Source organism: Proteiniborus sp., from assembly GCF_040308045.1.
Lineage (GTDB): Bacteria > Bacillota > Clostridia > Tissierellales > Proteiniboraceae > Proteiniborus.
This window is the reverse complement of record NZ_JAWRHZ010000025.1, coordinates 107,411-122,980: the sequence shown is the minus strand read 5'-3', so window position 1 is coordinate 122,980 and position 15,570 is coordinate 107,411. Positions and strand designations below refer to the sequence as shown.

10 protein-coding genes and 1 pseudogene are annotated in these 15,570 nt (G+C 30.7%); 4 read left to right on the top strand and 7 right to left on the bottom strand.

The features are described from left to right. Positions 1-53 precede the first annotated feature (53 nt). From ABV008_RS04965 to uvrC, 6 genes and pseudogenes are all read right to left on the bottom strand, one after another. Entirely contained in the window at positions 54-554 is a 501-nt protein-coding gene (locus tag ABV008_RS04965; protein ID WP_352418713.1) for a hypothetical protein, read from the bottom strand. A 179-nt stretch (positions 555-733) separates the two neighbouring features. Beyond that, a pseudogene (locus ABV008_RS04960) lies at positions 734-928 on the bottom strand (DUF4367 domain-containing protein); the annotation flags it as partial. A 201-nt stretch (positions 929-1,129) separates the two neighbouring features. After that, entirely contained in the window at positions 1,130-4,663 is a 3,534-nt protein-coding gene (gene nifJ / locus ABV008_RS04955; RefSeq protein WP_352418712.1) for a pyruvate:ferredoxin (flavodoxin) oxidoreductase, read from the bottom strand. A 135-nt stretch (positions 4,664-4,798) separates the two neighbouring features. Then, complete coding sequence (locus ABV008_RS04950) at positions 4,799-5,542, bottom strand: phosphatase (protein WP_352418711.1); 744 nt, start codon at positions 5,540-5,542, stop codon at positions 4,799-4,801. A gap of 20 nt (positions 5,543-5,562) precedes the next feature. Then, positions 5,563-6,507, bottom strand: a complete 945-nt coding sequence (gene hprK / locus ABV008_RS04945; protein WP_352418710.1) for an HPr(Ser) kinase/phosphatase — start codon at positions 6,505-6,507, stop codon at positions 5,563-5,565. Positions 6,508-6,529: 22 nt separating this feature from the next. Further along, complete coding sequence (uvrC, locus tag ABV008_RS04940) at positions 6,530-8,401, bottom strand: excinuclease ABC subunit UvrC (protein ID WP_352418709.1); 1,872 nt, start codon at positions 8,399-8,401, stop codon at positions 6,530-6,532. Between the two features lie 116 nt (positions 8,402-8,517). Between uvrC and ABV008_RS04935 the strand changes: the two genes are divergently transcribed. Continuing rightward, positions 8,518-9,210 carry a hypothetical protein gene (locus ABV008_RS04935; RefSeq protein ID WP_352418708.1) on the top strand — a complete coding sequence of 231 codons (693 nt, stop codon included), beginning with the start codon at positions 8,518-8,520 and terminating at the stop codon, positions 9,208-9,210. 200 nt (positions 9,211-9,410) lie between these two features. On the opposite strand, the gene ABV008_RS04930 is transcribed toward ABV008_RS04935, so the two are convergent. Next, positions 9,411-10,538: a rhomboid family intramembrane serine protease gene (locus tag ABV008_RS04930; RefSeq protein WP_352418707.1), complete on the bottom strand. Its 1,128-nt coding sequence runs from the start codon at positions 10,536-10,538 to the stop codon at positions 9,411-9,413. 339 nt (positions 10,539-10,877) lie between these two features. On the opposite strand from ABV008_RS04930, the gene ABV008_RS04925 reads away from it, so the two are divergent. The 3 genes from ABV008_RS04925 to ABV008_RS04915 all read left to right on the top strand — a co-directional run bounded on the left by ABV008_RS04925 (position 10,878) and on the right by ABV008_RS04915 (position 15,504). Continuing rightward, complete coding sequence (locus ABV008_RS04925) at positions 10,878-12,002, top strand: amidase domain-containing protein (protein WP_352418706.1); 1,125 nt, start codon at positions 10,878-10,880, stop codon at positions 12,000-12,002. Positions 12,003-12,235: 233 nt separating this feature from the next. After that, entirely contained in the window at positions 12,236-13,888 is a 1,653-nt protein-coding gene (locus tag ABV008_RS04920) for an ABC transporter ATP-binding protein (protein WP_352418705.1), read from the top strand. Next, entirely contained in the window at positions 13,885-15,504 is a 1,620-nt protein-coding gene (locus tag ABV008_RS04915; protein WP_352418704.1) for an ABC transporter ATP-binding protein, read from the top strand. Before ABV008_RS04920 ends, ABV008_RS04915 begins: the two co-directional genes overlap by 4 nt. The last annotated feature ends 66 nt before the right edge of the window (positions 15,505-15,570 follow it).

Here is a 15,570-nt window from a genome sequence, read left to right as displayed (position 1 = left end):
TGGGTTGTGTTAACAACACAGAAGAGCCTTCTCTCATAGTTTATCTGGTTATTTCAGAATCCATCACTTGAGTCACTTAAAGCATTTATTTTGCAATAGGATTTCTTATCATTTATTAGCAATTCTATATATAAGGTATCTTTGTACTTTTCAAATATTTCTTCTTCAGTCCCTCTTAATCTATTCATATGTTTTAAAAGTGTACCATGGGCAATATCAATTTTCTCGCCAGGTTTTAATTCTATATATTTAGGTCTAGGTCCTAAAGATGGTTCTCCATATATCATTGTTGATGTCAACTCATCAGGTATAAGTATTTTAAGAATAATATTTATATTTTCATCTGTTATATTTTCAATTATCACGTAATAAACAATATTACAGAACTCATTATCAATAGTTTGTTCTACTGTTGTTTTATCAAATAAAATTTCACTGGGTTTCATTTCAATTGTGACATAATCTTTGTAATCTATTTCAGATCTGTTTTCATTAATCATAATATCAAATAGTACTGCAATTATGATAGCAATTCCATAATATTTTCTTTTCATAAAATACCTCCTCATTGAACGAGTATAATAATATTATACTATTTTACTCATAATTTCCAATAAAAGATAAAAGCACAAGCTGTCCGACCCTATCCTAAAATAAAATCATCTCCTTATTTTAGTCTTCATATATATAACCAAAACAGGAGATGATTTGTGACACTTTTTTGAAAAACTTTTTATTTTTTTATTTTAATACTTTCTGCTATTTTTATTATCTCTTCCTTATGGATTGACGACGAGATAATAAACCCGTAGTATCCGTCATTCCAAAGGATATTATTTATGCCTTTATTACTATAAAAGAAGCCTTCACATCCATTAATAGCTATAGTTTCTAACTCTGTTTCTTCTGTGTCTATTATCATTTTTCTATTTTCTAGTTTATATTACTCAAATACTATTTCCTCTCCATTTTTTATTCTTATAGATTATTATATGAAATTTATTGAACATATTTAATTCAATAATCATAAGCATATCAAAGAAGAAGTAGGTAATTTTTATCTAAAAAATAAAATATGAGCTAAGGTTTTAATACCCTAGCCCATATTAGTTCGTTTCTATTATATTTTCTATGCTTCTGCTAACTTCTTATATTTTTCATATCTTTCTTTAGCATCTTTCTCTGCCTTTTCGAATAGCTCTTCTGCCATTTCTGGGAATGTCTTTAATAGTGATGTATATCTCACTTCACCATTTAAGAATTCTCTAAATGATGCAGTTGGCTCTTTTGAATCTAAAATAAATGGATTCTTTCCTTCATCAGCCAATAGTGGGTTGTATCTATATAGATGCCAATATCCAGATTCTACTGCTTTTTTAGATTGATTTTGAGTACGTCCCATTCCTTCTTTTATTCCATGGTTGATACATGGAGCATAAGCAATTATTAGTGATGGTCCGTCATAGCTTTCAGCCTCTGTTATTGCTTTTAAGAATTGATTCTTGTCAGCACCCATAGCTACTTGTGCTACATATACATAACCATATTGTGCTGCAATCATTCCAAGATCTTTCTTTTTAACCTTTTTACCTGAAGCTGCAAATTTAGCAACAGCTGCAGTTGGTGTAGACTTAGATGATTGTCCTCCTGTATTTGAATAAACTTCTGTATCAAATACAAGTACATTTATATTTTCTCCTGATGCTAGTACATGGTCTAATCCACCGTATCCGATATCATAAGCCCAGCCGTCTCCACCTATAATCCATGTAGATTTTTTGATTAAATGATCTTTCTTATCAGCAAATTCTTTTAGTATTTCATTTGCTCTTTCATTTCCAGTATTGATGTTTGCTAATAATGGAAGTACTTTAGCTGCTGCTTTCTTAGAAGATTCTGCATCTTCTTTTCCTTCTATCCATGCATTAAATGCTTCTTTAATCTCATCTGATACATTTAATTCAACTAATTCTTTAGCTAAATCTTCTAATTTGCTTCTAATTTGTTTTACAGCAAGTGCCATACCATATCCGTACTCAGCGTTATCTTCAAATAATGAATTTGCCCAAGCAGGTCCTTTTCCTTCTGCATTTTTACAGTAAGGAGTTGAAGGAGCTGAACCAGCCCAGATTGAAGAACAACCTGTAGCATTTGCTATCATCATTCTATCTCCAAATAATTGAGTAACTACTTTAGCATATGGTGTTTCTCCACAACCTGCACATGCACCTGAGAATTCAAGTAATGGTTGTGCAAATTGGCTGCCTTTTACTGTTGTACGTGGCATTAGCTCATCTTTAACTGTTACTGTCATTGCATATTCCCAGTTAGGAACTTGAACTTCTAGTTGTTCTCCTATTGGTTTCATAACTAATGCTTTTTCCTTAGCTGGACATATATCAGCACAGTTTCCGCAACCTGTACAGTCTAATGCACTTACTTGTATACGATATTCAAGTCCTTCTAGACCTTTGCCTATTGCTTTCTTAGTTTCAAATGTTTCTGGAGCATTTTTCTTTTCTTCTTCATTAACTAAAACAGGTCTAATAGCAGCATGTGGACAAACGAATGAACATTGGTTACATTGAATACATTTATCTATTTGCCATTCTGGTACATGAACTGCAATACCACGCTTTTCATATGCAGCAGTTCCATGTGGGAATACTCCATCTTCAGCACCTACAAATGTACTTACTGGTAAAGAGTCTCCTTCTTGTTTATTCATTGGAACTAATACATTCTTAATGAAATCTGGAACTTCTTTAGTAGCAGCTACTTCTTCTTGAGCTTCTGCATTTTTCCAGCTTTCTGGAACATTTACTTTTACTAATGCATCTATTCCTCTCTCTATAGCAGCATAGTTCATATTAACTATCTTTTCGCCTTTCTTACCATAGGATTTATAAGCAGCTTCTTTTAGATATTTTACAGCATCTGCAATATCAATTACATCTGCAAGCTTAAAGAAAGCTGATTGCATAATGGTATTTGTTCTGTTACCTAATCCTATTTCTCCAGCTATTTCAGTAGCGTCAATTATATAGAATTCAATATTATTTTCTGCAATATATTTCTTCATGCTTGCTGGAAGCTTTTCATCTAATTCCTCAGGTGACCATATGCAGTTTAATAGGAATTTTCCACCTTTTTTCAATCCCTTTAATAAATCATATTGATTTACATAAGCTTGAGTTGAGCAAGATATAAAATCTGCTTCATCAATTAAATAAGTAGATTTTATTGGTTGTTTTCCAAATCTTAAGTGAGAAATAGTAACTCCACCTGATTTTTTGCTATCGTATGAGAAATATCCTTGTGCATATAAGTCTGTATTATCTCCGATAACTTTAATTGAGTTTTTATTTGCTCCTACTGTTCCGTCTGAGCCTAACCCCCAGAATTTACATCTTATAGTTCCTTTTGGAGCTGTTTTTATCTCTTCTTTTATTTCTAATGATTTATTTGTAACATCATCTACTATTCCTAAAGTAAATCCGTCAACTGGTTTTTCAGCCTTAAGATTATCAAATACAGCTTTAATTTGTGAAGGTGTAGTATCTTTAGAGCCTAAACCGTATCTTCCACCAACTATTAGTGGTGCATTTTCCATGTTGTAGAATAATGTTCTAACATCTTGGTATAATGGTTCTCCTAATGCTCCAGGTTCTTTTGTCCTATCTAATACGGCAATTCTTTTAACTGTCTTTGGTAGTACGTTAAAGAAATATTCTGCTGAGAATGGTCTATATAGATGAACTTTTATTAAACCATATTTTTCTCCGCTAGCGTTTAGATATTCTATTGCTTCTTCAATAGTTTCACATACTGAACCCATAGCAACTATTATGTTTTCTGCATCTTCTGCACCAAAGTAGTTAAATGGATAGTATTCTCTGCCTGTAATCTTAGTTATTTCTTTCATATAGTCAGCTACAACGTCAGGTACTGCATCATAGAATTTATTAGCAGCTTCCTTAGCTTGGAAGAAAATATCTGGATTTTGAGCAGTTCCTTTTGTATATGGATGTTCAGGGTTTAATGCCCTTTTTCTGAATTCATTAATAGCATCATAATCTACTAATTTTGCTAAATCTTCATAATCTATGACTTCAATTTTTTGAATTTCATGTGAAGTTCTAAATCCGTCAAAGAAATGGAGGAATGGAACTCTAGATTTAATAGCGGCTAAGTGTGCAACTCCTGCTAAATCCATTACTTCTTGAACACTTCCTGAAGCAAGAAGCGCAAATCCTGTTTGTCTAGTTGCCATTACATCTGAATGGTCTCCAAATATTGATAATGCATGACCAGCTATTGCACGTGCTGTTACATGAAATACTCCAGGTAAAAGCTCTCCAGATATTTTATACATATTTGGAATCATTAATAATAGACCTTGAGAAGCAGTAAAAGTTGTAGTTAAAGCACCAGCTGATAGTGAGCCGTGGACAGTTCCTGCAGCTCCTGCTTCTGATTGCATTTCAGCAACATGTACTGTTTGCCCAAATATATTTTTCCTTCCATGGGCAGCCCATTCATCAACAAGTTCTGCCATAGTTGATGACGGAGTTATGGGATAAATACCTGCAACTTCTGTAAAAGCATATGCAACATGAGCAGCAGCAGTATTTCCATCCATGGACTTCATAACTTTTGCCATTTTTGTTACCCCCTTGTTATTAAAAATACTGTATACAATACATTCCTTACCAATAAGTATAGTAAACTATGAAGTTAAAGTCAACAAATCTGTGTTACATAAATATTACAAATTTGTTTTTATTATAAGATAATATTAAATTATTGGAGTTATAGTACTGAATCTAGGCTTCCCTTTAATTTTTAAAAATTCTGTTAATCTTTTCGTAGAAAAGTTCATAATCAAATGTTCAGGCATATCAATAGATGTCAATACTTCAATAGCTTTGTCAAATCTTCCAACATCAAAAGCTATATGAGAATCACTTCCCACAGTAATCATTACTTCATACTCTTTACATAGTCTAGCAATTTCAATGCAATTATTTAAGCTTCCTTTCCTGCTTGAAATAAATGAACTGTTATTTATTTCTATAAGCGTGCCAGTTTCTTTAGCTTTTTTTACTACCTTTTCAAAATCTATAGGAAATACAGGATTACCAGGGTGAGCAATAATATCTACATTTTTGTTTTCCATTGTCCTAATGATTGCATTAGTGTTATTATCTAATCCTCCTGATTCTATACATGCTTCATGGAGTGATGCAATGACAATGTCTAGTTTCTGTAAATGTTCATCAGATATGTCTAATTTTCCATCGTAGTCCATTATATTTGCCTCTACTCCCCTAAGTATTTGTACACCGTATATAGTTTTAGGAATGACTTTTTGATTTAAAATATGAAATATATTTGATGCTCCCTGCATTTCAGGTCCATGATCTGTTATTGCAATCATTTCCAAGCCTTTATTATTTGCTTCTCTAGCTATTTCAATAACTGTACTATACGCATGCCCACTTGCCATTGTATGACAATGTGTATCAATTACAAATTTCATTAAAATAACAACTCCTCCAGTTATACTTGTTTATTAGTATTTTGTTTTTTCTTTTCATATTCATGCTTCATTCTTTTATCTAATTCTACTGCTGCATTATATCCAAATTGTTTTTGCCTTGTATTTCTAGTGGCTACCTCCAGTATCATGGCAACATTTCTCCCAGGCCTAACTGGTATAGTTAATTTTAATACCTTCTTTCCAAGTATATCTATATACTCATCATCTAGCCCTAATCTGTCATACTCTTTGTTAGAATCCCAATCCTCTAAATGTACAACTAAATCTATTGCCTCCCATTTTTTAACTGCTCCAATTCCATATAACCTTTCTATATCTAATATTCCTAACCCTCTTACTTCAAGAAAGTATCTAATAAGTTCTGGTGACTCTCCAATCAGTAAATCCTCTCCAACTTTTTTTATTTGAACAGCATCATCTGCCACCAGTCTATGTCCTCTTTTTACTAGCTCAAGTGCAGTTTCACTTTTTCCTACACCACTTTCTCCTGTTAATAATATTCCCATTCCGTAAACTTCTACTAGTACGCCATGCATAGTAATTTGAGGAGCTAGTGCATCATCTAGATAATTTACTAGCCTGTTGGTGAATTTCGTAGTAGGCATATCTGTTCGTAGTATGTTTCTATTGTACTTTTTTGCTGCTATAATAATCTCATCAAATACATCGAGATTTCTTGTAATTATCACTGCTGGTATTGGATATTGGAATATGGTATCCAGCCTCTTTGCTCTAACGTTCTTTTCAAGTCCTGCAAGAAAGTGCCATTCTGCATTCCCAATTATCTGAATTCTTTTATAACCAAAATATTTAAAGAATCCAACCAATTGAAGACCTAATCTATTTAATTCATTTCTAGTTATTTCAGACATAAGGTTGTCAGGCTTGTGGATAACTTCTAATCCTAAGTCTTGTATTAATTTATCAATTGATACAGACCTCATAATCTACCTCCTTTACTTTCTACTACCTTCTTTTATTATTTCTAAAAAAAATGTATACTTGTTCAGCTGCTAATTTATTCATACTCTCCACAGCTGCTAGCTCTTCAACTGTAGCTTTCTTAATATTATCAACAGAACCGAATGCTTTTAAAAGAGCCTTTTTTCTTTTATCACCAATTCCATTTATATCATCAAGTATAGATTTAATCATTTTTTTGTCTCTAAGACTCCTGTGATATGTTATAGCAAATCTATGAGCTTCGTCTTGTATTCTAGTTATTAGCTTAAAGCTATCACTATTTGAAGATAATTCTATTTCCATATCCTCATAAGTCAAAGCTCTAGTCCTGTGAAAATCATCCTTAACAAGACCACAAACAGGTATGTTTATGCCTAACTCCTTTAATACTCTCTTGGCCACATTGACCTGTCCTTTCCCTCCGTCCATCATAATAAGGTCTGGAAAAACCGAAAAACTTTCTACTGTTGTTATGCTTTGTTTAATCATATCCTTTTCCTTTATTCCACGGCTAAATCTTCTATATATGATTTCCTCCATGCTACCATAATCATCTGGTCCAATAACAGTCTTTATTTTAAACCTTCTATAGTCACTAGGTTTTGATTTCCCATTTTCGAAAACTACCATGGAGCCAACTGATTCCACACCTTGTATGTTAGAAATATCGAAGGCTTCTATTCGCCTTGGTATGTCATCAAGCTGTAACACTTCCTTTAGCTCATTTAGTGCCTTTTCATTGCTCTCCATCCTTCTTTTTATCTTATCACTATATTTATCTAGCATATCCAATGCATTTTTTCTTACCATCTCAACAAGAAGATTCTTTTCTCCTCGTTTTGGAATTCTTAGGGCTACTTTTGAACCTCTTTTCTCACTAAGCCAACTAGAAACTGCCTCAATATCTTCAAATTCTTCTTCTACTAATATTTCTTTAGGCACATATGAGGTTCCTATATAAAACTGTTTTACAAAGGAGCTAAGAATCTCTCCTCTACTTTGATATTCGGTGTCTGTAAGTATAAAATGTTCTCTACCTGTAACCTTTCCTCCCCTTATAAAGAAAATTTGTACACAGGCCTCGTCTATTCCAGTTGCCATTCCTATTATGTCCTGATCCACCATAGTGGTTGTTGACACTATCTTCTGCTTTTCTAGCATAAAATTTAATGAGTTTACCTTGTCTCTATATTTTGCAGCAATTTCAAAATCTAAATTCTTTGCAGCTTCCTTCATTTTATTTTCTATTACTTCTATAAGCTTTTCTTCCTTGCCATTTAAAAACATGATAATTTCATCTATCATTTCCATATATTTTTTTTCATCTACATCATGATGGCATGGTCCAAGACATTTACCTATATAGTAGTTAAGACAAGGTCGTTGCCTTTTTTCATTTTTATCAAAGTTCATTTTACATGTTCTAAGAGGATAAAGATTGTTAATTATCTCCAATGTATCATTAACAGCCCCAACACTTGTATAAGGGCCAAAATATTTTGCTCCATCCTTTAATATTCTTCTATTCTTCATTACTCTTGGATATTTTTCATTTGTAGTAACCTTTATATATGGGTACTGTTTGTCATCTCTCAGTAAAATATTATACTTAGGTTTATGTTTTTTTATTAAATTAGCTTCAAGTATCAATGCTTCAACTTCAGTATCTGTGATTATATACTCAAATTCCTCTATATTTTTCACCATTGCATTTACTTTTGGAGTATGATTTTTAGATGATTGAAAATATTGTCTAACCCTTTTTTTTAGTGATATTGCTTTACCTACATATATTATTTGCTCATTTTTATCTTTCATCAAATATACACCAGGTTTATCTGGTAACTTTTTTAGTTCTTCTTCTATGTTAAACAATGATTTCACCCTTACTTGTTTATAATATATAATTATAATACCACATTTGATGTTGTTTAAATTGCAAAAATGTATATAATTTAGATTATAGAAAGATTTTATTTAGGAGGTAACTTATGTCACAAACTAAAAAAGCAGTAGTTTTCTTGATATCATTTTTCATTACTTTATTCGCAACATCTTTATCTTTCCAGTTCATAGCCCCTCTTGTGATTGGATTAGAACAAAGTGCAATATTTAATATCGTCTCTCCATTGATTTCTACTATTGCTCTTTTAATTTTCATAATACTACAGGCTTTAATTAAATACATGTTTAATAGAAGAGCTTTGGTTTCTAATGCAAATCTAGTATCTGCTAATATAAGCAAATTTGGTATTAAGGAAAGATTGCTGCCATATGCTTTTTTCTTGTTAATATATTTTATCCCATTATTAAGGGGGATGATATTTGATTATACCTTTATGATTAGAATACTACTTTTTATTGGCTCTGTAGTTATTGTTGAAATATTATTGAGAATATCAAATAATAGAACTAAAATATTTTTTCAAAGAAACGGATTCTTAATAACAGGTTTTGATGCAAGAGCTGAAATTCCCTTTGGTATGAACACAATAATAAACAATGATTCAGGTTTTTATAGCTATAAGGACATTAAAGAATATTTAGTATTCCCAGATCGTATAGAGCTTAAGCTAATTAATGATACTGGTAAAATTGTGTTTATGGCTAATGGTGAGTTAAAAAGACAATTTACTGGTTTAATGGTTCAGCATAAAATACCAGTTAAAAAAGTATCTGAGTAAGTTTCTCAGATACTTACAATTAAATTATAAAAAGAGAAGATGGAGCAAGAGGACAAAGGAGAAACATCATCACCATACTCTTGCTTCTTATATCTTTTACCAGCTTTCACAATAATAAATACTACTACTCATGCAAAAACCATATGGAAAATGCATATGGTTAGTAGACAAACTGATTATTTACATTTCAATTATTTGTATTACCTAGCTTCAATACTTCTTAATAATTCATCAATATTTGAGTATGGTGCATTTATATCTTTTGCTCTTTGAAGTTCTTCTTTTGCAAGCTCAAATTGTCCCATATCATAATAAACAATTCCTAAAAGATAATACCCATCTTGAGGAGATAGCCTTTTTAAAATCTGAGCATGTTCTACAGCTTTATTATAGTCACCAGTAATTGCCTCTGCCTTGACAGTCATCCACAGTACTTCTACTTTAATACTATCATCCAAAGAATCTTTTTTTAAAATGTCTTGGCCATTTTCTACAACTTCATCCCATTCTTGGTTTGCATCGTGTCTATATATTTCATCAAGTTTAACAAGTACAGTGTTATTGTTATTACTAAAGCCATAGATTATTCCAGATATTCCAAGCACTATGGTTATGAAAATAAATACTATCTTGTTTAGATACCATTTTGTGTTATTACCTTTAACTTTAACTATTCCCGAAGCCAAGAAACCACCTATTAGTCCACCTATATGTCCAAAATTGTCTATACCTGAGTTCATAAATCCGTAAACTAAGTTAATTGCTATAGTTGTCATTATGCTATGACCAAAGTATGTTCTAAAAGGCTTAGGATATTCTACTCCAAAGTATAAAAGTGCTCCTAAAAGTCCAAATATAGCTCCTGACGCTCCAACAGCAGGATTAATTGAAAACATAAAGCTTAAGAGGCTTCCCATGACCCCAGCTACTAAATAAATAAAAATAAACTTTGCTTGACCATAAATTTTCTCAACTGTTACACCAACTGCATGTAAAGAATAACAGTTAATAAGCAAATGTGTAATATTAGCATGTAAGAATATTGGTGTTATAAATCTCCAATATTGCCCTTTCATAATATCAATATTAACCTTTGCTCCAAATATACTTAATAACTCATTATAACTTTTCCCAGATTTCATAGAATATAGATTTAAAAGTGCCCACACTATGATATTAGCAGCTATCAATACATATGTGACAATAGGTCTTTTTTCTCTAATTATCACTACTTTTCTTCTCTCATAGTTTATAATTTCTTCATTAATTTTCTGGTCATCATGAATTGGTATATTATTATCATCGAATTTCATTGTATTTTCGTTCAAATTAAAAACCCTCTCCAATTTATTATTTTCCTATTAATATTTCCAATCTTTCTTTTATTATATTGTATTGTTAATTAACCCACATTTCAACCAAAATTGATGATTTATGCGCATACAATAAATTGTCTAGTAATTACCCTACAGAAAGTTGAACTATAATCTTCTTTTATAAGATAATTTTTACAATTAAAAACTATCTATAGCTTTATAGATAGTTATAGATATATTAAATATAGAACTGAAATATAATTTCAGCTTCCCTTTTTTCATTGTTTTTCAGGTAATACTCCAAATTTATTTTTCATATAATCCTATTAATAAGCAATATGGGGGAAATCAATGGTAATTTTTGTCAGATTCAAAATTATAAAAGCTATTTTATTTACTATTATCTTCTTAGTTATATTTCTATTGGGAATATATATATGGAATCAACTTCAAAGCACATCTACTACATTTATTGACGATAACACTAAAGAGCTACTCACCAAAGAAGTCCAAGAAATATTTCATGCAAGAAATAAAGCCATACTTGATGAAAAGCCGGATGTTCTAGATGGCTTGTATGACAAAACAGTACGAAATGGCATATGGGCATACGAGCACGAAATTAAGAAAATGAAGTATCTACATAATTGGTCAGAAAAGCAATCTGTAGATTTTACTGAAATAGATTCTCAAGTTGTCATTAGGAGTATAAAAAATAAAGGTGAGGGATATATTCTAAATATCTTAGCTTCTACTGTATATGAGTACATTTATTTAGACCAACCAGAAACAAAGAATACTTTTAGAATTGGTACCTATCATTCTTTAGATTTAATGCCAAAGGATGATAGCTTAGTAATTACTAAAGAATGGTATACAGACCCTTTCGCTGACTCATTGCATTTAGATGAAATAAAGAGTCAAGAAATCAAAAATATTATATTGTCAGGAAAATCAAAAGATCTATCTTCGTTAAATGAACGTAGAATTAAAGCAGTAGAGTATGCGGATAAATTCTGTGGTGCTGCGAGTCTTCCTGAATTTGAATTCCAATACAATCCTAAATATAGGAATTACAATTCTCAAGGTGGAGATTGTACTAATTTTGCTTCTCAGGTAATGCATGCAGGAGGTTTCAAGAAAAATAGTACTTGGAATTATTCTAATGGTGCAGGAAGTAAAGCGTGGGTGAACGCTCAAGCTTTTAAAAACTATATGCTTTATAGTGGAAGAGCATCATTAATTGTTAGTGGAAGTTATGATAAGGTTTTAAATTCTTCATACAAATTATTGCCTGGTGACATCATAGCATATGAAAAAAAAGGAAAGATAGCTCATATATCTATAGTAACTGGAATAGATTCTAAAGGCTATACTTTAGTAAACTCACATAACTCTGATCGCTATAAGGTTCCATGGGACCTTGGATGGAATGATAAAGGAATCAAATTTTGGCTAATACATGCTCATTTTTAATAAAAGCTAAAAATGGCAAGGGTTTTAATAATACAGCCCTTGCTTTCTTATTTTCGCTCTTGCTTAAGAAACACAAATTATCAATGATGAAAATTAAAATTATTAATATTAAAATTGATTTTTTAAAAGTTCTGTTTAATATTTTTAAAAAATATATTGACTTATTTTAAATATCATTTACAATATTTATATAGACGATTACAATATAAATAATTATAATAAGGAGGCTTAAAGTGAAGGATTTATTACTAAAAAGAAAAAGTAAATTTATAATGTATGTTATAGCTTGCTTTCTACCAGTAATAGATACATTATTGAGAAATGTTTCTATAGCTTTATTAATTGGAAGCATAGAAGTGAAAAATGTTGATTATTTTATTAAGGTTTTTGCACTCTCAATATTTTTTTCTTTATTTGGTACTTTACTTTATGTTATATCAAGATTTATGAGAATCAGCTACATGAGAGACACAATTTTAGATGTTAGAATAAATGCATTTGACAGAATTCTAAAATATTCCTATAAAAATTTTAGTAAGAAATCTAAAGATATTTACATATCAAATCTTATAAATGATATCAATGTTTTCGAACAAAACTTCTTCTTAAAACTAATAAACACAATCTTTCAAGGTGGATGGTATGTTGTATCATTGATAATATTGTTTTTTATGGACTTCAAATTTGCTTTAGGAATTTTCACTATATCCATCTTAATGTTTTTCATAAGTAAGTCTTTTGAAAATAAGACTGTAAAACTACAAGAAGAGGTTTCAGAAAATAATGAAAACTTTACTACAAACATTTCAAATACTTTTAATGGGCTTGAAATATTAAAACTAAATAACATTGAAGAAAAATTCCTACAGAAAACTCTAAAAGCTGTTGATAAGGTAGAAAGAAAAAAGCTTCATTATACAGTTTTTACTGAAGGTCAAAGGAGTTTAACAAATTTCCTTGGATTTGCAATATTTATAGGTATAATACTCTATTCAATAAAACTAGTGCTACAAGGAGAATCATTTACTAAAATTATGTTAATGATACAATTGTCAAATGGATGCGTATGGCCTATAGTTGAAATCCTTCCTTGGTTTAACGAGCTAAAAGCATCTGCTAAAATATATGACAAGATTACCCAAAATGATGAAGAAAGAAATTCTGATATTGTAAAAGAAAAAGAATTTACTTTTAATTCTCAATTAGAAGTAAGTAATCTAAAGTTCAGCTATGATAACAAGGAAATTTTTAATGGAGCATCCTTTATTATAGAAAAGGGTAAAAAATATTTACTTAAAGGTGCAAGTGGAGCTGGTAAATCAACATTAATTAATCTGCTCTCAATGGTTAATGACGACTATGAAGGGACAATAAAGCTAGATGATGTAGATTATAAAGAAATTAATGAAAAAAGCTTTAATGATAATATTTCATTTGTCTATCAAGATGTATTTCTATTTGAAGATACAATTTACAATAATATTGCTTTATTTAAAAACATTTCAGAAGAAAGAGTATTAAAAGCTGCTAAAGACGCAGGATTAATGGATTTTTTAAATGAAAGAAAGCTAGGCCTGCAGGAAAAGCTAATGGAAAATGGTAAAAATCTCTCTGGTGGACAAAGACAGAGAATTTCTATAGCAAGAGCAATAGCTAAAGATGCTAGTATCCTATTTGTAGATGAAGCTACATCAAGCTTAAATGAAGAATTAGGTAGAGCCATAGAAAACACACTATTATCCTTAGATAGTACTGTTATCGCTATTTCTCATAGGTATTACGAAGGTATAAGTGAAAAATATGATTATGTCTTAGAAGTTAAAAATGGTCTAGTATATCAATATAATAGCCAAGATTACTTCAACATGGAGGTGCTTGCTATATGAAAAAATCAATATATAAAGCATTACCATATCTCATTCTAGTTGTTATCATAGCTTCAGTGTGCGCTATTCTAGAGGGAGCAATGTCAGTATCTATGATGAAGACTATTGATGTAGCCATTGCTGGAAATAAGGAACTGTTTAAAAAAGAGGCCATAATGCTTATAATACTCGCATTATCTATGCTACCTGCAAACATTCTACTATCCTTTGGAAAAGGTCTTTATAAAAGAAAAGCTATCGTTTCAGCAAAAGTAAATTATGTGAATAGAGTATTTCAAAAGAATATTAACGAATTTCAAAGAGATAATAATGCAAAATATGTTTCAACATTAACTAATGATGTGAATACTATTGAAACTAATTATATAGATGGAATATATGAAGTAATAATTGGTATTATTTATTTTATAGTTAGCGTTATTGTTATTGCATATGTTAGCCCAGCTGCACTAGGGATAGGAATAGGCATAGGAGCTATCAGCACCATAATATCTATACTACTTAGTAAGCCAATGCAAAAACATCATGCTCAAAGAAGTGAGCTTTATGAAGGCTATACTTCTTACATTAAAGAAGTTTTAAGCGCCTTCCATATAATAAAGTCAAATAATCTAAATGAAAAAGTAAAAAATGATTTTTATAACAGAAGTCATGCTATCCAACAAAAAGGTTATATTATTGATAAAATTTATACTTACATTAGTGCTCTGCAAAATCTTAATATGATTCTTGCACTTTTTATCTTACTTGGTATTTCTACATATATGGCTGTTAATGGAAGTCTTTCATTAGGCGGAGTTATTTTAATTATAAATAATATGGAAAAAATTATGATGCCTATAATGAGATTTGGAGAATGGATGCCAAAAATATTTGCTACTAAGAAATTATTCGAAAAAGTTGAAGATACCCTTACAAATCAAGATAATTATGAAGAGACTGTTTCCTTAGAGGGCTTCAAGGATTCCATAGATTTTAATAATGTTACCTTTGGGTACGATGAGGAAAACATCTTGCAGAATATTAATCTAACTCTAAAAAGAGGTGAAAAATACTTAGTTATTGGACCAAGTGGTGGAGGAAAATCTACTCTTTTAAAGCTACTCAGGAAATATTTCTCCCCTAAAGATGGAGAAATATTAATCGATGAAAAAAATCTAAAAGATGTTACAAAAACAAGTTATTTCAGACATATATCTAATATAGAGCAACAGGTTTTCTTATTTGAAGATACACTTAAGAATAACATTACTTTATATAAGGATTTTTCTGAAGAAGAAATAAATACTGCTATTGAAAGAGCAGGCCTAAAAAGCTTTGTTGAATCACTAACTCAAGGGCTAGACACCATGATTTATGACAATGGAAAAAATATCTCAGGTGGAGAAAAAAGTAGAGTTGCCATAGCTAGAGGTCTATTACAAAAGGCAGATATTATTTTCCTTGATGAAGCCTTTGCAAGCCTAGACTCTAAAATAGCTAAAGAAATAGAAAATACCATCTTAAATCTAGAAGGCATAACTGTTGTGAATGTGAGCCACGTAATATTCGAAGACACAAAGAAAAAGTATGATAATATCTTTATAGTTAAAAATAAAAGTGCTTATTCCATTTAAGTTCCTATTACTAAAAATTGATAGGGTTGTCCTAGCTTTTTTGTATAACGTTGCTTAACTTGCTAA